Source organism: Pseudoalteromonas sp. ABV4_021 (assembly GCF_056159365.1).
Genome location: NZ_JBSWVB010000002.1, coordinates 1,210,228 through 1,228,962, shown reverse-complemented (window position 1 = coordinate 1,228,962; position 18,735 = coordinate 1,210,228). Strand labels below are relative to the sequence as shown.

Genomic DNA, 18,735 nt, shown 5'->3' with positions numbered 1-18,735 from the left:
TTGCCCTATAGGGCAAAGCGTACACTTGTGCTCGATGTTTAATAGGAGCACAAACACAATGCAAAACTACAATAAATGGGTAGCAAGAAGCGCCTACTACGATTTAATTATCACGACACCGTTTGCTATTCCCGGTGTTGCCAGCTGGGTAATCAGTTTATTTGCCAGTTTTCACCAAACGCTTGGCTTGCCGGGGGAATTTCCCGCTTTTCAAATACAGCATTTACTATTTGCCCATTTACTGGGCTCAGTTGTGATTGTGTGGTCGCTGCTTAGAATAAAACACACCAGTCCCTTGCTTGGCCTATACGATGGTTTTGCAAGAGTACTTTTCAGTATGTTTTATATTTATGCAATAACCCTCGGCGCGAGCCCGCTTATTTTGCTGTTTTTAATACCAGAGCTATTTTTTGCAGTCGTGCAAAATGTGGGGTATTACCAATTAAAAAGCAAAATACATAAACTCCATTTGATTTAAGCGAAGTAGCGCATTGGTAAAGCGCTACTACTTATCAGGCTTAGAAAAATATACGATTCAGATTCGACTCACTTAAGTCCGAATAAGGAGTGCACTAACCTTTATATAACACATTTAAGTCATGTCGATTAATAAATGAAAACACGTGACCAAGCACTTGTTGTTGAAGGGCTTTACGGTCAACTCCTTCACGGTCTTTACATAACAATACACCTTGCGCCTTAAAGCTATGTTCGCACTGGTTAATGTAAATAAAGTGCCCTGCACCTTGTTTAATACCAACTAGCTCGGCATTTTTAATATGCTCAGCATAATATTGTGCATGTTGTTTGAACGGCAAAAAGTCATTTTCAACTGAGCCAATTACCAAGGTAGGCACTGTCACATCCATTAAACTGCTTTCATTCACCGCATGGCCAAGCGCAGGATCAAGTGAGATAACGGCCTTAATGCGCTTATCGAGCATATGTGATTGCACTTCACTGATTTTGCTTGTTTTATCTTTTGTGTATGGCGTTGTTTTTTGCTTGTTATAAGCACAGCTTTTATCGTTTTTAGCAGTAGTTAAAGCGCAGTAACGCTCTGACTTTCCGGCTTCTAACTTTGCACCTGCAAGCGCCAATGCCGTAAAGCCTCCGGCGGAGTGACCTAACATCAGTACATTATTTGTATCGATATCAAGATTAAATAACCCTTTATTAGTTAATTGCTCAAGGGTAAAACTCACTTCCTCTGGGCGCTGCCAAAAACGCGTAAGTACACTTGGGTCAATTGTGTCTTTGCCGTACACCCAAGATTCACCATAGTGAGCAACACCTACCACCAGCCAGCCTTGTGATGCCAAGGCATAACCTAACCAATTCATTTCAATGGGTGAGCCAAATGCACCGTGCGAAATTAACGCTACTTTTCGCTTATTTTGCGAAGGCGTTAAACACACTGTTGCGCCACAGTTTGCATCGCCTGCCAAATACCACAACTTCACCTTTACAGGCTGATTAGTATGCTTATTAAAAAAATCGAGATCGTTCGATTGCAAGGTATTTTGGGCGGCGGCCTCATTACCTTGTGCGCTCATTGCGTTATTTGTAGAAATTAACACGATAACAAGTAACAAAAATCGGATTGGCTTCATTTAAGGTTATTCCATTAAGCTAAGATTATTTTACTTTAACTAATAAGGTTGTCGCGTGTCTGTGCAGAAAGTGCGATTTGTAAATGTAACCTCACTTTAAATAGCATCACTTTCCACCGCAAAATAAAGCTCGGTAATGAGTTTTTCAGCATCTGTTTCTGCAGGGTCGTTTAAATAGCGCTGCACAATATGTTGATCTTTCAATCGTATTTGATTAGGCAATACCCACTGGGCATAGACCTGAGAAATTGTTTGCCACATTGTATTGTGCGGCCCTTGATGGATAAAACAAGCGTAGCGACCACCTTGCAGCGTATAGTGCTCTAATTGCTGCCGTTGAGCTAACCCTTTAAAAAATCCTGCAAAAAACTGGCTTTGTGTTTGTTCGCCTACCCAGGGGTTATCAATTGCTACACCAATAGGTTGAAGCTCACTAAAATCAAGCGGTGCAGCCAGTTCGCTCAAGCGCTTATACAACTGGCCTGCCACCTTTGAAAACGATTGCTCATTAAAGCCAACACCGTAAAAACCAAGCACGGTGGTTTCTGGTAATTCGCGCCATTTTGGCTCAAGTTTAAGCGCTTCAATCACCTTTTTTGGCGGTAAATTACCTGCGCGTTCATTTAGCGGGGATTTACCATTTTGAATATCGCTTGGTGTACAGCCAAAATTGGTTTTAAACGCACGAGTAAAAGATGACGGCGAATCATAGCCAACACGCATTGCGACTTCTAATATGTTCGTCTGCCCGTTTTTTAATAAAAACATCGCTTTTTCAAGCTTTTGCCGCTTTATAAACTCGCCCAGTTGAAACCCCGTTGCGGCAAAAAACATACGATTGAAATGATATTTTGAAAACCCCGCATAATCGGCAAGCGCTTCAATATTTATCGCTTCTTCACTGTGATCATAAACATATTGTGCCACTTTGCTGATGATCGAGGCATTAAATTGCGTGGGACTGGCTGCCATACATTAATAGAATATTTTTATAATTATATTAGCAAGATAACGAATGTTAATCAGTGAGTCGAGTGAATTTTTAAAGGCATAAAAAAGGCCTTATTGATGTTTTTCAATAAAGCCTTTTGTGTAAGTTTGCCTTGCTCAAAATTGAGTAAGGCAAGTTAACTTACAGTGTTTCTTCTAACCACTTGAAGAATTCACGTTGCCATACAATGCCGTTTTGCGGCGTAAGTACCCAGTGATTTTCTTCTGGGAATAGCATAAAGCGGCTCTTTAAACCACGTAGTTTAGCTGCTTGGAACGCGGCAATGCCCTGCTCAAGTGGAACACGGTAATCTTTACCACCGTGGATCACAAACATCGGTGCATCCCACTTTTCAATGTGGTTGATTGGGTTGAATTGACCATATGCTTTTTTCGTTGCTGCATTGTCTTCCCAATATGCGCCACCTAATTCGTTATTTACGAAAAATAGCTCTTCGGTTGTGCCGTACATGCTACGTAAATCGAAAATACCACAATGTGCAATAAAGGTTTTAAAACGACCTTCGTGGTTGCCCGCTAAATAAAACGCTGAATAACCGCCGTAACTTGCACCAATTGCACCGATACGTGAGTTATCTACGTATGATTCTTTTGCTACATCATCAATCGCTGCGAGGTAATCTTCCATTACCTGACCGCCCCAATCATTAGTGATATCTTTGTTCCATTGCTCACCATGACCTGGCATACCACGGCGGTTAGGTGCTACAACGATGTAACCCTGTGATGCCATTACTTGGAAGTTCCAACGGAATGAGTAGAACTGAGAAAGCGCAGACTGTGGACCACCTTGTAAATAAAGTAGCGTTGGGTACTTTTTACTCTTATCAAAGTTAGGTGGGTAAATTACCCAAGTAACCATGTCTTTGCCGTCGGTTGTTTTTACCATGCGTTTTTCAACATTTGGTAAATCAAGCTCGGCGTAAAACGCATCGTTTTCTTTGGTAAGCGCAGTAAGCTTTTTGCTACCAAGATCAAAACGGTAAATTTCACGTGCGGCATTCATGCTGTTACGTGTCACCACAAGCTTATCTTTTAATGCTGCTACAATGCCGTTTACATCATATTGGCCGTTTGTAAGCTGCTTAATTTTCGGCTGTGCTTTGGTTTTAGTGTTTACCGACACTTGGAATAACTGCACAGTACCACCCACTGGCGCTACAAAATAAATGGTTTTACCATCAACACTCCATTTGAAGCTGTTTACGGTGCCATCCCAATGCGCTGTTAAGTTATAGTCGCGGTCGTTAACACGTACAATAATGTCTTGTTTATCAGCTTCGTTACCCGCTGCGTCCATTTGTAACCATGCTAAGTGGCCCTTTGGTGAAAACGCTGGGTACTTATCGTAGCCTAAGTTTTTCTCAGTCAGGTTAGTGGTTTTTTTGCTTGCTAGGTTGTAACGATAAATATCGGTATTGGTGCTTTGAACATATTCAGTACCCGTTAGCTTTTTGCTCACGTAGTAAATGTTTTCACCTTTTGGACCCCAAGTGTAATCTGACGTGCCACCAAACGGTGCGGTTGGGCTTTCAAATGGCATGCCCTGCATGATGTCGACTTTTTCTTCGGTTTTTAAGTCTTGATAGAATACGTGCTTAAAGTTGCCGTCTTTCCAAGTATCCCAATGACGGTAGTTTAGGTCATCAAATACATAGGCATTTGCTTTACCCAGTTCTTTATGGCGGTCGGTCGCTAAAATATCTTCTAGTTGTACTTTTTCATGAAACAGCTTTTTGCTGCCATCTGGTGAGATACTTTTATCAATCACCACGCCTTGGTAGGCCTCTAGCAGTTGTGACTCACCGCCTTTAAGCGATACTTGGTACACCTTGCTGCTGAAATCGTTCTTCTCAACGCTTGGTGTTGTTACTTTATAAATAACGTGGGTTTTTTCTTTGTTTAAACCAAGCGCACTTACACGCTTTAATTGCCAAAGTTTTTCTGGTGTCATTACCTCATTGGCGTAGGCACCCGCGCTTAGAGCAACCCCCAAGCTTACAGATAAAATAGTTCGCAACATCGCGAAACTCCTTTAAAGAATAGACCCGCTAAGATTACAGAATTACCCTATCGCTTGAAAAGCGCTATGCGACTAAAAAACAAAATAAAAAGGAGCAACCTAGGCTGCTCCTTGTAAAGTCATATTGACTAATCTCGCTAAATCTAATGTTTAGAAGAACGCAGTAACACCAATCCAGAAGTTACGGCCTTTATCTTTTACATTGTAATCGTCGGTAAATGTTACTTCACTCACCACACCACGACCGGTTAAGTACTCGTACTCGCCGTCACCATTTAGGTCTGTGTAGCTAGTGCTATACGATGTAAAGTCTTCATCCAGTAAGTTGTTAACGCGTGCGTTAATTTGCACGTATTCGTTTACGTAAAACTGCGCACCTAAGTTAAATAGGTTGTAATTTTTGTAATGTAACGCTTTATCATGAACATTATCCCAACCACGGTAGCGATCTGAACGGTATACGCCTTGTAGGTAAACAACCATAAAATCAGTTGCTTCCCAGTTTAGTGTAAGGTTAGCCATGTGCTCAGCTGTATTCGTTAGCGGTTGACCTTGTTCTGGGCCACTTTGCTGTTCGCTGTCGGTCCACGTGTAGTTACCCGTTAACGAAATCGTGTTTGAAAGCGTGTATTGGCCTGCAATTTCAACACCTTGTAAATCAACTTCATCAATATTGATTTTTTGGCTGTAGCTTTGATAACCCAGTTGATCGTACTGACCTAAGTTAACACATGGGCGCACATTGTTAGTTTGCTCACAGCTTAAAATAGTATCACCGCGGGCAATCTTGTCTTCAAACTTAGTGTTGTAGTAGGTAACGTTAAAGTTGTGTGCCGCATCTTCTGAATTCCAGTAAACTGCAATTTCAGAGTTTACGCTGGTTTCTGGCTCAAGTTCAGGGTTACCCGCAAATGGGCTTGTACCTTGGCCACCAAAACCCGTAATACCATCGTATAAATCGGTTGTTTGTGGCGTTTTATAACCCGTGCTAACACCACCTTTTAGTGTCCATGTTGAGCTTAGGTTATACACACCGTATAAACGTGGTGAAACTTGGCTGCCAAATACGTCGTGATTATCGTAACGCGCACCACCGGTTAAGGTGAAGTCGTCTAAAATCATCCAGTTATCTTCAGCAAAAACCGAGTACATGTTTTGTTCTTGTACTTTGCCCGCTTCGTTGCTTTCTAGACCGAAAACGCCGTCTTTTAATTCACCGTCAATTAGCTGCGCACCAACCACAAAGTTATGGTCGCCAAGTGCACCAGTGATTGGAATATCAAAGCGCAAGTCATAAGTAAACTGGCTACTTTCTAGTGGACGTTTAGGACGCGGTAGGAAAGTCTCTTCTGCTAAATCTTTACGTGCCTGTTCGTCCATACCTGCATAATCGCCGGTACCATCGTACATTTCTTGAAGTTTTAAACGCTCGGCTACACTAAGTGGTAGCGTACGACCGTTATTTTGCGTATCAACATAAGAAACTGAGGCTTTAACCGATGCCCACTCTAAGTCACCATCGTAACCCAGTGACCACCATTGGCGATCAAATTTTTGATCCGCCGCATAACCTGCACGTGGGTTTACCTTGCCGCGGCGTGTTTGCCAAATTGATTCAATATTATCTTTGGTACCAAGCGGATAGGTAATTTTGCCTGATTCAATATTGTAGCTTGGAGTGTTGTCGTACACTTGGCTTGAATTATCGTAATCAAAGCTAATGTGATGATCATCAAACGGCGTATAGTTTAGCGTAAAACCAAACTGCTCATTAGTGTTATCTACAGTGCGGCCGCCGCTACCAAATCCTAATGAACGTACGTGCACTTCACCATTTGGATCTGTTGCAGGCTCGAAGGTCGGCGAAGATGCCGTTTGTTCGTAAACGCTACCGCGCACGCCAAGCGTAAGTACATTTTTGATTAATGGGCCGATAATATTAAAATCGGTTGTAATGTCGTCGCCAAAATCATCGTCTTGTTGAATTGAACGGCTAAATGACACCGCACCGCTCCAATTTTCGGTGTGTTTTTTAGTGATGATATTGATTACACCACCAAGTGCATCTGCACCATAAAGCGTTGATGCAGGACCACGGATCACTTCAATACGCTCAATCGCATCAACCGGCGGCACGTGGTTAAACGCGTTACCACCAAAATTATTTGGGTAAATATCGCCGTGGTTGTTTTGACGTTTGCCATCAATTAATAGCAGCGTATATTCACCAGTAAGACCACGCATGCTTACGCTGCCCTGACCTGTTTTATCGCGGGTTGTGCCAATATCAATACCTTCTAGATATTGCACAGCATCAAGAATCGATGTGAAAGAATGCGCTTTAATATCTTCGTTAGTAATGATTGAAATACTTGCTGGTGCTTCCACTACTTTTTGTTCAAAACCGGTCGCAGTAACTACGATGTGCTCTATGTTTTTTTCTGGGATTTTGTCATCTGCTACAGCTGGCAGTTGCGCCGCTACAGCCAGCGCGATTACGCTTGGTTTGATTAAATTGATCATTAGTTACATCTCTTGATGATTATTTAAGCATTATTGAGAAAGGGCGACGTGCATAATACAGATAAAATTAATGATATCAAGAATAATTTCTATTTAGATTTGATTTTGGGGGTTTATGTCTTATCGTTTGGACGGCTAAGAAGCATTCGAATATTAACAATAAATCACTGATATATAATGAATTTATTGGGAGCAGCGCGGTAACAAAAGGAAGGTGTTGGTGTGGTGTACAGCAATAGTAAAGTGTTAAGCATGAAAGCAAAAACTTAACACTTTAAAGCACTGCTGTTTCGCAAAAAAGTATGGCTAACCGCTAAAAGTTAAAAAAAGTATGTGTTTATTTCAGCCTGCGTCATCAAATAAATATCGTCAGCAGGCGCTGCGTTAATAGTAAAAAAAGTCAAATTCAGGGCCAAGTTCCCGCCCTAATATTTCACGGAAATAAGTCAATTGAGCACCATGCGATTACATTTTAGAGGTATTACCGTCTATAAAGTATTCACTATATTGATTTTACGTAACTAAAGACAAAAGCCTTATCTTAAAGCTTAGGCTGCTTTAAGGTAAGACTCTCGCCCTTTATGCTTGTTGTTCCGTTGGTAGCTACCCTTACCTTTTTTCGCCTTTTCAACTTTGCTTTTAAATAACACGCTTGTCACTAACGCTTTAATTGCGTTGTCTTTTATCTCACCACGGCCATGATCGTGATGCATTTTTTTAGTTTTACTCATTGCTGTCCTCTTGATTAAAAATGAGTCAATTAATTCGCCGCAATACTAGCGAAAAATATGTAAAGCACAAGTGTTTACATTAGTTTTTTTAAATATTTTTATTGCGGTTAAAAAGTGTTTTAACTTGCCAACAAATATCCAACACTTACTTACATTTTTCGCAATAATCATCCGTAATAATTACACCTATAGTTACTTTATTTATAGGCTCAACATGACGTTTTTAACCAAGACTACAACCCTAGCAGCAGCGCTATTACTAACCGCATGTGCTCACCACCAAAACGTGCGCCCAAGCAGTGACGGCAACCATTACGTTGACTTGTATGGCGAAACCAAATCAGAGGTTTCAGAACAGGCATTTAAGCAAGCAAAATCGTACTGTAAAGAATCAAAGTCGAAGCCTTATGTGGTTTCTGAAAAAGTTGATTACATTGGCAATATGAGTGAACAAGATTATTTAACTAAACGCAATATCGCTAATGCCGTTGAAGCTGCAGGTACTGCTATGTGGATTTTTGGCCGAAGCCATGTAGATGATGCGGGCGCAGCTCTTAGTATTGGTGGCGATATTGCCGGTGATGCCCTCGGTGACCCGTATCAACTGCATTTAGTATTTAATTGCGGTTAATGCTTGTAAGCGAATTTATTTTCGCAAAGCTCACTCAACGAGTTATTGAATAAGCGCCCATTTCACTTTGAAATGGGCGCTTATTTATTTCTACACAACACATTACAACTTGGCAGATTTAACTTCTTGCACTTCTATACGGTAGTTGCCTTGTTTATCTTTCATTTTTAGCACGATATCTTCTTTGCCATCTTGGTTGAAGTCAGTGCTGTATATATTCTGAATTGACTTGGGTAGCTGGCGTTCAATATAAACCGCTTTTCGACTCAGTACGCGTTTTTTGTCGCCAAGATAAATACTTAACTCATCGTTATCTGTTTTAACCATTAAGTCTGTTTGGCCATCACCGTTGAAGTCTTTTAAAAATACGCCTTTACCACTTTCACTATTTGATTCATTTAGTTTTATAGCAATATCAAAGTCTTTGCTCGCAGATGCTTTTTTGGCAAATTGATTGCTGCCAATTCCTTGATAAATCGCCACTTCAGTATCAAGTTCAAACTCTTCGTTATTCATCGCGGCACTCGCCATTGAAAGAATATCGGTAAAGCCAATATCAATGGAGGTTAAGGCTAAATCGGCAACGCCATCGCCATTAAAATCACTGATATTTGATATTGCACTTGCCCCTTCTAGCGTTAAGTTAATATCAGGGCTTGTAGCAAATACCTGGTCCTTGCTCTCAGGCTTTGCAAAATAAATACGGTGGATAAATTTAGTATCAAAGTCGACTTCACCTTGCACATTTTCCGCTAGGCTCTCTTTGGTATAAATATCCGCAAAACCATCACCATTTAGATCTTCAAATTTAGTAAGTTGCTGCTTACTTTCGTTATGCAATACATCAAACGAAGTAAACGTTTTCACGCTGGTGCTTACGCCATCGATTGTTACGGGGAAAAACGTAATTGAGGTTTTATCAAAAAATACCAGATCACGTATTGAATCATTATTTAGATCAAGCAATATCGGCATTTTTGGTAGTCGGTTACTTATGGTTAAGTGACCATTATTAAATTTTGCGGTGGTTTCAGCCTTTAATGGCAGGCTTGTAAGCAAAAAACGCCCATCTTTTTGCTGAATATAAAGTGATTGGCTTTCAATACCGGGTAAATAAAAATCAGTAAGTCCATCGTTATTCACATCAAGGGTAAACGGAGATGATTCAAACTGCTCCACAGAATTTTTAGTAAATACTGAAGACACCGTAATAATTAAATTTTGCGCCTTCTCAGTTACATGAAAAATACCTTGCTCTGTTAGCACAAATGCTTGAGGGCTTTGATCCTCTGCCAAATATCCCGTTGAATACATAATGGGATTTTCAGGCAATTGCAGTTGCGTCACTTCTTTATCTGTTAAATTAATTTTTTGCAGCGTCGTCTTTTTTTCATTGCCAGCAACAAACACCGTATTTGCAGAACCAAATTTAAGTTTACCATTGGCAAACTCACCTAAATTAAAAGGCTCGCTGGCACATACAGCACTACTTAAAAAGGCTAAAGGAAGTAGCTTTTTCATTCTTATCATCTTTATGCTTATTCATATCAATTCAACGCAACCTAATACATTTAAATGTGTCACGCCTTTTTATATGATAAAAGGCGGATTTAAGGGATAAAAGTATAAAAGAGTGGTTTTTAATTTACACTTTGGGACAGACTAGACTTAATTAATAGGCCAGAACACCAAAGCTAATTAACTTATCACGACAGTTTAAACGCGAGTTTATAGTTACTTAATCTTTGCTCGTCTCAGTACTGTCTTTTATGGCTTGGTCGCGCTTATTTGCTTGATCTTTAGTCATAAACGCAATTCCGGTGGCATACACTCCAAAAAACAAAGCTAATCCACAGATAAGACCAATATTATCTTTTATGTTATCGCTAAATGAATAGTTTGAGATCATGACAGCAGAAAGCACAATATGGATTCGGTTTCGGATTTTTCCTTGATTATGTTTAATCAAGCCATCACGTAATTTAGGAAAGAGGTCGATTAAAAAAGGAATTAGCACAATTCCAATGGCAAGTACTTCAATTTTTGAAAAGTCCATTTCAAGTTCATCTATCTTTTTAAAACAACACAGCGTAACTTATAACAAACTGAATTAATTGGCAATTTATCTCTCTTCTAAAAGCTAAAAATTCATTATTACAACTTTATTAAATACGGCACTGGGTACATTACATAAAGCATATATAAGGCAAGAACTACCGACACAACTAAAGGAACATAAATCAGCTTAGGCTTTGATTTAATAAAAGTGGTTAAACACAAAGTCAACAAACTAAAGAGTGGTGCCAACCACCAATGCTTTGAGGTTTCCATTGCATAACGCACAAATTCAGGTAACTGATTATCAAAAGAACGGTGCATTAATTTAAATTGGTTTAATATACCAGTATTCCATGTATGAAAAACGAGTGCTTGTATTACAATAGCCACAAGGCAAATTAGAAATAGAAGAGTTAATTTTTTAGAGGTCATTTTGAGGTTTAATTTTATGAGGTAATTAGCATAATCACAGTGACAATCATTAAAAGCACAATCAAAGCTTAAACAATCTCAGCAGTTTACCACTCAAAAAAATAGTTACAAACAGTTAAATACAATACACACTTTAAAGCTTAAAAACGTTATTTTGCTATTAAGGTGTTTATTATTTAGTCTAACTTAACACTAAACAGGAATAGCAAAGGTAGACAATGACGTTATCACATTATTTAGCTGGCATACTCATCACACTTAATATAATAAGTTTTAGCCTAATGGCAAACGATGAAGCGCTTTCAGGTACCCTAGTGGTGGTAAATAAAAAAGCAGACACGGTGAGTTTTATCGACTTACAAAGTCGAAAAATCAAATACACTCGACGCACAGGCGAAGGCCCTCATGAAATTGCCGTAAATGACAATGCAACTACAGCGGTTGTCACTAACTACAATGGCGGTAACAGTTTAACGGTATTCGATATTAAAGCCGCAAAAGCGACTAACACCATTAGCCTTGTCAAACACCCCTATCCCCACGGCATTTTATATTTAAAAGGTACAAATAAGGTTGTAGTATCCGCAGAAGGTTCAAACTCGGTGGTAATTGTCGATATCGATTCGGGAAACATTGAAAAAGCAATACACACACATCAAAAAGGCTCGCATATGGTGGCACTCGCACATGCTAACAACCGCGTTTACACGCCCAATATGCATGACGATACTGTTTCTGAAATGGATATAAACACGGGCAAATTATTAAGGACAATTGCTACGCCAGAAACGCCTGAAGCTATCACCATTAATAAATCGGGCACTGAGCTTTGGGTCGGCAGCAATAAAAATGGCTTAGTAACTGTTTTTGACCTAACAACCGACAATATAATTAAGCAATGGCGAGGCTTTAAATTCCCTTACCGTATTTTACTCACAAAGGATGAAAAATACGCCGTTATCCCCGATTACAAAAACAATACCTTAACGATTTTTGATGCCGAAAATGAAATTCAGCTAAACCAAATTACTTTCGATAGTATCGGGCCAAAAGGCGTTGCTTTTCACCCTAATGATCGCACTTTGTTTTTATCGGCTTACAGCAAAAATAAAGTACTCGCGATAGATATTCCAAGCGGTAAAACCTTATTTGAACTACCTACAGGCAACGGCCCTGATGGTATTGGATATTCACCAATTGTGTTGGAGTGATTTTGAAAAAAAGACTAGCGAAGTTGCTAGCCTTTTATAAAGTTTTAGAAGCAAAAAGAACTCAACTTTGCAGTTCAGAGTAATTAAAAACGGCTATCATTTTCACAAGGTTTTCCGTCCCTATCGCCGTCCATTTTGGTGTTTGGGAAAAAATCAAATTAGACTGGGTGTTATTGTTATTGTTATTGTTATCGATAACTTAATCTACTTTGGTTTCTTTCCCTTACCAATATTAAATTCAAATCACTTACCCATTTCTCGATGGTTTCGTTATCATCATAAACGGTTACTGATTGCTTTTTAGTGAACAGTATACCCATAAAAAGTGTTTCTTTGTGTCCATTTTCTGAAGAAGCTCCAGCCTGCATCTCGAATGTCTTTATATGAAACATATCACTTTTATAATATTTAAGTTCTCTCATTGACTCGTCTTCAATAAGCTCATCACTACAGTATTTCTCGCAATGAGAAATATTTGCGATTTTTATTATAGATTCTACTTTTTTTACCCTACCAACTACTTTTACTTTTTCAAACACAACCTTATTAGAACTTAGTGATGCGCCTACATTTAATGCATAGCCTTCCATCAACTTTAAATGAGTGGAATTAATATAAATAACACCTAAACGTTGATTTGCCAAACTACTAAAGTTACAAAATATAACGAGCGTAATGATTAAAAAGAACCTAATTACCAAAATAAGCATCTCCATATACTTTAAGCATTGCCGCTGCTTCCACCTGCTGAGAATCAGTGGGTGTCATTCTTATTTAATCCCAGACTTGAACTGACAGTTATCCGTTTTCCTAAGTTTACTCTGACCCTAGTTTTCCTTTTACTGTTCTAACCATAGGTTAGTTTGTTTGATAAGCTTTATAGCATGCTCATGTCCATTTTCAGCTGCTTGCTTTAGATAATACTTGCTGTATTTTTCATTTTTTAGTGGTGAACGAGGTAAGCTGTACACAGTAAAAAAGTGATAATATAAATGTTTATACATATCATTCGAAAAACCTTTGGTCTCAGCTCTAACCGATAGATACTTAACCATATTAATTATTGCACCAGAATCATTAATATTTATTGATTCGTTTAAGACCAATCTTCCATAACATATTGCAGCTTCATCATCACCAGCATCAGATGCCAACTTTAATAAAGCCTTCAATGTCTCCTGATCTTTATACAATCCTTTTTTGTAAGCTTGATACAGATTAATTATTGCGTCTATGTCGCCCTCTTTGGATAACTCCAAAAGCAAATCTACAGCTGCTGGTTCATTTTGTTCAAGCAATACAGTCCCGAGGTAAAATCGAGCTTCCTGATAATTTTTAGCAACCGCTTTTTTTAAATAGGACGTACTTATTTTAAGGTCTTTAGTTTTGTTGTAAATTCCAAAAAAATGAACATAACCTTTGATAAAGTATGCTTGTGCCTGTTCATCTTCAATCCCTTTGTTAATTAGCATATCGATTTCAGCCCACTCCAATACTTCATTGGATTTCATATCAGCAATTACATCCTCTAGTTGAAGTGAGTCTTCTTTAGAAAATGAAAAAAAAGACGCTAACAAAAAAACAAATGCAAAATGTTTGATATACATTAATGGTTCCTAATGTTGAATCGGTGATTTAGAGCTTTGAAAGAATATTTCATTAACCGTCGTGGTCCATACCTCAATATTATGCACTACTGGGTATACGTAGTTTATATAAAACTCTGAAGAGCCAATTCTAACATTAGCTTCAGTGCCAACAAAGCCGTTATTGTTAATGAAGACTTTAGCACCAGGTTAAACTATCTTTAAATCTAAGCTTCTCTAAACTAGCAAGTAAAATTGCGCTAATACACTTCACATTTTTAACATTTGTACGTATCACATTCTACTTTTCCCACTTTTAATTCCCATTCCCACTCAAGGGAAAACCTAACTTTAACCGACAACATTAAGCAATTGATTTTATTAGTTTTAATTTATGGCATGGCGTTCGCTATAGCTAAACTATCAAAAGTTATGAAGTTAGTCAGATGGATATTAAACAAAGCCTTGCAAGTAATAATAAAAAGAAACGTTGGCCGATGCCGCTTGCGATTATTTTATCGCTCAGTTTAGTAGTTGGGTTTGCATCAACCTTTAGTGATGGAGATGCCAGCATAAACCGTAATGAGTTATTGCTTGCAGATGTAAGTAGTGGGCCACTTAAATTAACGGTGTCAGGGTTTGGCCAACTGCGCTCTAAATACAGTCGCTTTATTACTGCCCGTTATCAAGCACAAGTAGAGCAAGTATTTCATCTACCGGGTAGCCGTGTAGAAAAAGATACGGTGATTTTGCGCCTTTCAAATCCCACACTTGAGCAACAACTTAACCGTGCTCGTTTAACGCTCGCTCGTCAAAAAGCGAATTTTGAAGCATTAAAACTTAGCCAAAAAAGTGAAAAGCTTAATTTAGAGGCAAATCTTACCTTGCTTGAAAGTGAACTTGCCAACGCCAATTTACGCGCTGAAGCTGAGCAAAAACTGATTGAGCAAGGCATTGTTTCTACCCTAGATTATAAGCGCTCGCAATTAGCGGTATCGCAACTGAGTAAACGCGTTTCGCTTGCCAAACAGCAGCTCAGCCAAGCGAGTGATTTACACAACCAGCGCTTACAAGTTGAACGCGAGCTAATGCGCGAATTTGAGCTTAGCTTCAATGCAGCACAACAAGATGTAGATAAACTCAATGTCACCGCAGGCATCAATGGCATGTTGCAAGCGGTCAATGTAGAGCAAGGCCAATCTGTGCAAATGGGTGCACCACTTGCGGTAGTTGGCAGTGAGCATCAACTACTTGCCGATTTAAATGTGCCAGAACGTGAAGCAAGCCGCATTGAAGTCGGTCAAAAAGCAACGGTAAACACCTTCGCAGGTACGGTTTCAGCGGTGGTGAATCGTATTAATCCAATCGTCAGCGATGGCCGCATTTCTGTGGAGCTTGAGCTTACAGGCACCTTACCAAGCAATGCCCGCCCACAACTCACCATTGAAGGTGATATCGTCACCGACGAGCTTAAGCACGCTCTTTATGTACGTCGTCCAAGCTTTGTAAGTGGCGAAACGCAAAACCATATTTTTGTTTTAGATCCAAACCAAGATCAACTAGTTAAAACCCAAGTTGAGTTTGGTAAACTAGCCGGCGATAACATTGTTATCAATTCTGGTGCAAATGCCGGTGACACCCTTGTAATTTCAGACAGTTCTGATTTTAAACACTTGCAAACAATAACGATTACAAATAATTAAGGAAGCAATCATGGACAATACACCGGTAATTGAACTGACCAATGTGTCAAAAATTTACTTTAGCGACGACGTAGAAACTCACGCACTAAGCGACATCAACTTACAAATTCATAAAGGCGATTACATTGCCATTAGCGGCCCATCAGGCTGTGGTAAATCTACTTTATTAAGTGTGATGGGGTTACTTGATGACGTCACCAGCGGCATCTATAAAATTGAAGGTGTTGATACCAGTAGCCTAAATATGGATACCCTTGCAGAGCTGCGCAATTTGCATATTGGCTTTATTTTCCAATCGTTTAACTTAATTGATGAACTGAGTGTTTACGATAACGTCGCGCTGCCGCTGTTGTATCGCGAACCCGCTTTAAGCAAAGCTGATATTGATACCCGCGTAAATACTGCACTTAAACAAGTAGAGATTGATCATCGCGCTAAACATAAACCAAATCAGTTATCCGGTGGTCAACAACAGCGCGTTGCCATTGCCCGTGCATTAGCGGGCAGCCCAAGTATTTTATTAGTGGATGAACCAACGGGTAACCTCGATTCAAAAAATGGTGATGCAGTAATGGCATTACTTGCCGAACTGAACGAACAAGGCACCACCATTTGCATGGTAACCCACGATCCGCGCTATGCCGGCTACGCTAAAAAACAAGTAAAACTACTCGATGGTAAAGTGCTCAATTCTGGCAAAGAAAGCGTGTCAGCGGTTGATGTAACAACACAGTTGGAGGCGCATGCATGAGTGTCCAACGCCTAACCAAACAAATTAAACATGCCAGCAGTTCGCTGCTGCAAGCGCCCGGATTTACCAGCGCCATTGTGCTCACTCTGTCGCTCACGCTTGCCTGCTTTTTTGTGGTGATGAGCTTATTTAGTAGCTACTTTATTAAACCACTTAATGTCGATGACGAAGCGCGCCTTGTGGTGGTTGAACAAGACAACGTCTATTCCGATAAAAATAGCCCCGGCTTTCAAAGCTTCCAGTCGATTATTCACTGGTATAACAACCACGACAATTTTGACAAAGTCGCTGCGATTAACATTGGCGAAGACGTAATCATGAACTTGCCAGGTCAGCCTAAACTAAATATGACCTTTGCCAGCAACGACTATTACGACATTACCAATATGCAACTTGCTGCTGGTCAACATTTATCACCACAAAAACGCCTTGATGATAAAAGTACCGAAGTACTGATCAGTTATTCAATTTGGCAAACCTATTTTGATGGCAGCAAAAATGCAATCGGGCAAACAATCGAACTCGTTCATGGCCAATATAAAATTGTTGGTGTTGTGGCCAAAGGCTACGCAAACCCATTTATGTTTAATCGCAGTAAAAGTGATTTATGGTTTCATTTTAGTGGTGATTCACGCTTTTATAATAATGATCGCCCAAGCCCGTGGTGGAACTTATTTGGTAGCCTAAAACTTATCGGCACACTCAAAGCGGGTGAAACCCCAGAATCAACCAAAGCCTACTTGCATGCACGTATCTTAGAAATTAAAAGTGATTGGAAAGCAGAGTTTGATGAAGTTGACGATATTGTGCCAATTGTTACACCGTTTCGCGAAAAAGAGCTTAACGGCAACGATACGTTAGCAATCTTTATGTTAGTGGGCGTAGTAAGCCTAGTGCTGATTGCCTTATTAAATGTCAGTAACTTATTTATTTCTCGCGCCATTGTAAAACACAAACAACTCGCACTGCAAGCCGTTTTAGGCGCAAAACGCAGTGTGATCTTTACCAGTATTTTAGTGGAATCTAGCCTGCTAATGGTGGTATCGGCACTGGCTGGTTTATTTTTTGCGGCGTGGGGCATCAAACTATTTAAGTTTTTAAGTGAAGGCCATTTACCACTGGTTAGCGCCATTAATCTCGACCTTACCGTAGTATCTTCTGCCGTAATTTGCTGTGTGGTATTTGCTTGGTTATTTGCTTTTATCACCAGCCGATTAATCAACTTTGGCCAGCTTAGAACGCAAATTCAAAGTTCAGGTAAAGGCGGCGTAAGCCAAATTAAAGGCAGCACCGTAAAGTTGTTAATCGCGCTGCAACTGTTTTTAGCAACGGCCCTTGTAATCGGTGCCACCATGGCATTAAACAAAACATTAGAAACGTTATTACGACCACTTGGCAGTGAAGTAGATAATCGCTATAGCACTATGCTTTTTATCAACGATAGAGAGCGTACTCTCGAACAAAAATATAATGACTTACAAAAAATTCGCGCTGCAGTGGCAAACATCGATGGTGTTGTTAAAGTTGGTCATGGCGATAGCCCAGTAAACGACGGACTTCGCTCAAGCACAGTAAAAGATATGTCAGGAAAAGAAACCGTCTTTATTCCACAAGCTTGGGTTGGCCCTGATTACTTTGATATTACTGGCCTTAAAATTATAGAAGGACGCACCTTTAGCGAAGCCGCTATTCGCGGTGAAAAACACGAGTTTTTGGTCACCAAAGCTGTTAACGATATGCTCAAACCTGGTGGCAGTTTAGTTGGCGAGAAATTCTTAAGTTTTGATCCTGACAACCCAGTGGAAGTGGTGGGTATTACTGAAAACTTTAACCACCCAAAATTTTTCGACAAACACCAAGGGCGACACTTTTGGTGGGCTGCACAGCCATATGCATTTGGCTTAATCATTCAAATGGAACAAGGAAAAACCTTAAACCGAGAGCAGCTGTTACAGGCAGCGCGAACGGTTGATAGTCGCATTGGCCTTTGGAAGTTCGATTTTCTGGAAGATGAATACGCCAAAATGGTGCATATGGAACGAATCACATTAAGCTTAAGCATTGTATTGGCACTCTTTACCCTAGTACTTGCAGGCATTGGTATTTATGGCGTACTGAGTTATAACCTAGGTCTGCGCCGCTACGAATACGGTATGCGCATGGCACTCGGTGCAAAACGCAAGCGTTTGTATCAGCAACTGTTATCAGACACCTTACTGCCTTTAGCGTTTGCTTTTATTGCCGCATTAGTGGTGATGGTAGGTGGTTACACAATGTTTAAAGTTGAGTTAGCAAATTGGTTGCTTCTCAACTGGCTATGGCTCACTATAACCGCAGCTAGCATTGTGTTATTTGCACTTTTTGCCACATTATTCCCAATGAGCAAACTAATAAACGCAAAACCAATGGCAGCACTAAGAGATAATTAACCTAAATTTGGGGTTAATACCTCTGTCCTTAAC

General features: G+C 39.8%; 15 protein-coding genes and 1 pseudogene. 6 read left to right on the top strand and 10 right to left on the bottom strand.

The window, feature by feature from the left end:
• Window positions 1–58: 58 nt before the first annotated feature.
• The gene (locus tag ACXAFE_RS19735; protein ID WP_475156884.1) at window positions 59–478 is read left to right on the top strand and encodes a hypothetical protein; all 420 of its coding nucleotides are present in this window, start codon (window positions 59–61) and stop codon (window positions 476–478) included.
• Window positions 479–572: 94 nt separating this feature from the next.
• Here ACXAFE_RS19735 and ACXAFE_RS19730 read toward each other — a convergent pair whose 3' ends face one another.
• The 5 genes from ACXAFE_RS19730 to ACXAFE_RS19710 all read right to left on the bottom strand — a co-directional run bounded on the left by ACXAFE_RS19730 (window position 573) and on the right by ACXAFE_RS19710 (window position 7,901).
• Window positions 573–1,613, bottom strand: coding sequence for an alpha/beta hydrolase family protein (locus tag ACXAFE_RS19730; protein ID WP_475156881.1), 1,041 nt, complete (start codon window positions 1,611–1,613; stop codon window positions 573–575).
• Window positions 1,614–1,709: 96 nt separating this feature from the next.
• Window positions 1,710–2,585, bottom strand: a complete 876-nt coding sequence (locus ACXAFE_RS19725) for an AraC family transcriptional regulator (RefSeq protein ID WP_475156879.1) — start codon at window positions 2,583–2,585, stop codon at window positions 1,710–1,712.
• Window positions 2,586–2,745: 160 nt separating this feature from the next.
• Entirely contained in the window at window positions 2,746–4,647 is a 1,902-nt protein-coding gene (locus ACXAFE_RS19720) for a S9 family peptidase (protein WP_475156877.1), read from the bottom strand.
• A gap of 150 nt (window positions 4,648–4,797) precedes the next feature.
• Entirely contained in the window at window positions 4,798–7,170 is a 2,373-nt protein-coding gene (locus ACXAFE_RS19715) for a TonB-dependent receptor domain-containing protein (protein WP_475156874.1), read from the bottom strand.
• A gap of 548 nt (window positions 7,171–7,718) precedes the next feature.
• Window positions 7,719–7,901: an alternative ribosome-rescue factor A gene (locus ACXAFE_RS19710; protein WP_010558625.1), complete on the bottom strand. Its 183-nt coding sequence runs from the start codon at window positions 7,899–7,901 to the stop codon at window positions 7,719–7,721.
• Between the two features lie 214 nt (window positions 7,902–8,115).
• Here ACXAFE_RS19710 and ACXAFE_RS19705 point away from each other — a divergent pair, with 214 nt between their 5' ends.
• Window positions 8,116–8,532, top strand: coding sequence for a hypothetical protein (locus ACXAFE_RS19705; RefSeq protein ID WP_475156868.1), 417 nt, complete (start codon window positions 8,116–8,118; stop codon window positions 8,530–8,532).
• A gap of 102 nt (window positions 8,533–8,634) precedes the next feature.
• On the opposite strand, the gene ACXAFE_RS19700 is transcribed toward ACXAFE_RS19705, so the two are convergent.
• Window positions 8,635–10,053, bottom strand: a complete 1,419-nt coding sequence (locus ACXAFE_RS19700) for an FG-GAP repeat domain-containing protein (protein WP_475156864.1) — start codon at window positions 10,051–10,053, stop codon at window positions 8,635–8,637.
• A gap of 217 nt (window positions 10,054–10,270) precedes the next feature.
• Complete coding sequence (locus ACXAFE_RS19695; RefSeq protein ID WP_475156860.1) at window positions 10,271–10,588, bottom strand: hypothetical protein; 318 nt, start codon at window positions 10,586–10,588, stop codon at window positions 10,271–10,273.
• 652 nt (window positions 10,589–11,240) lie between these two features.
• Between ACXAFE_RS19695 and ACXAFE_RS19690 the strand changes: the two genes are divergently transcribed.
• Window positions 11,241–12,233 carry a YncE family protein gene (locus tag ACXAFE_RS19690; protein ID WP_475156858.1) on the top strand — a complete coding sequence of 331 codons (993 nt, stop codon included), beginning with the start codon at window positions 11,241–11,243 and terminating at the stop codon, window positions 12,231–12,233.
• Window positions 12,234–12,316: 83 nt separating this feature from the next.
• Here ACXAFE_RS19690 and ACXAFE_RS19685 read toward each other — a convergent pair.
• The 3 genes and pseudogenes from ACXAFE_RS19685 to ACXAFE_RS19675 all read right to left on the bottom strand — a co-directional run.
• Window positions 12,317–12,382: pseudogene (locus ACXAFE_RS19685) on the bottom strand (excalibur calcium-binding domain-containing protein); the annotation flags it as partial.
• Window positions 12,383–12,421: 39 nt separating this feature from the next.
• Window positions 12,422–12,877: a hypothetical protein gene (locus tag ACXAFE_RS19680; RefSeq protein ID WP_475156855.1), complete on the bottom strand. Its 456-nt coding sequence runs from the start codon at window positions 12,875–12,877 to the stop codon at window positions 12,422–12,424.
• Between the two features lie 195 nt (window positions 12,878–13,072).
• Window positions 13,073–13,840, bottom strand: a complete 768-nt coding sequence (locus tag ACXAFE_RS19675; protein ID WP_475156853.1) for an SEL1-like repeat protein — start codon at window positions 13,838–13,840, stop codon at window positions 13,073–13,075.
• A gap of 425 nt (window positions 13,841–14,265) precedes the next feature.
• Between ACXAFE_RS19675 and ACXAFE_RS19670 the strand changes: the two genes are divergently transcribed.
• From ACXAFE_RS19670 to ACXAFE_RS19660, 3 genes are read left to right on the top strand one after another with little or no spacing between them, the layout of a single operon-like run.
• Entirely contained in the window at window positions 14,266–15,522 is a 1,257-nt protein-coding gene (locus ACXAFE_RS19670) for an efflux RND transporter periplasmic adaptor subunit (protein WP_475156847.1), read from the top strand.
• Between the two features lie 10 nt (window positions 15,523–15,532).
• Window positions 15,533–16,273, top strand: a complete 741-nt coding sequence (locus ACXAFE_RS19665; protein WP_475156845.1) for an ABC transporter ATP-binding protein — start codon at window positions 15,533–15,535, stop codon at window positions 16,271–16,273.
• Entirely contained in the window at window positions 16,270–18,702 is a 2,433-nt protein-coding gene (locus ACXAFE_RS19660; protein ID WP_475156842.1) for an ABC transporter permease, read from the top strand. The genes ACXAFE_RS19665 and ACXAFE_RS19660 overlap by 4 nt, the downstream gene beginning before the upstream one ends.
• The last annotated feature ends 33 nt before the right edge of the window (window positions 18,703–18,735 follow it).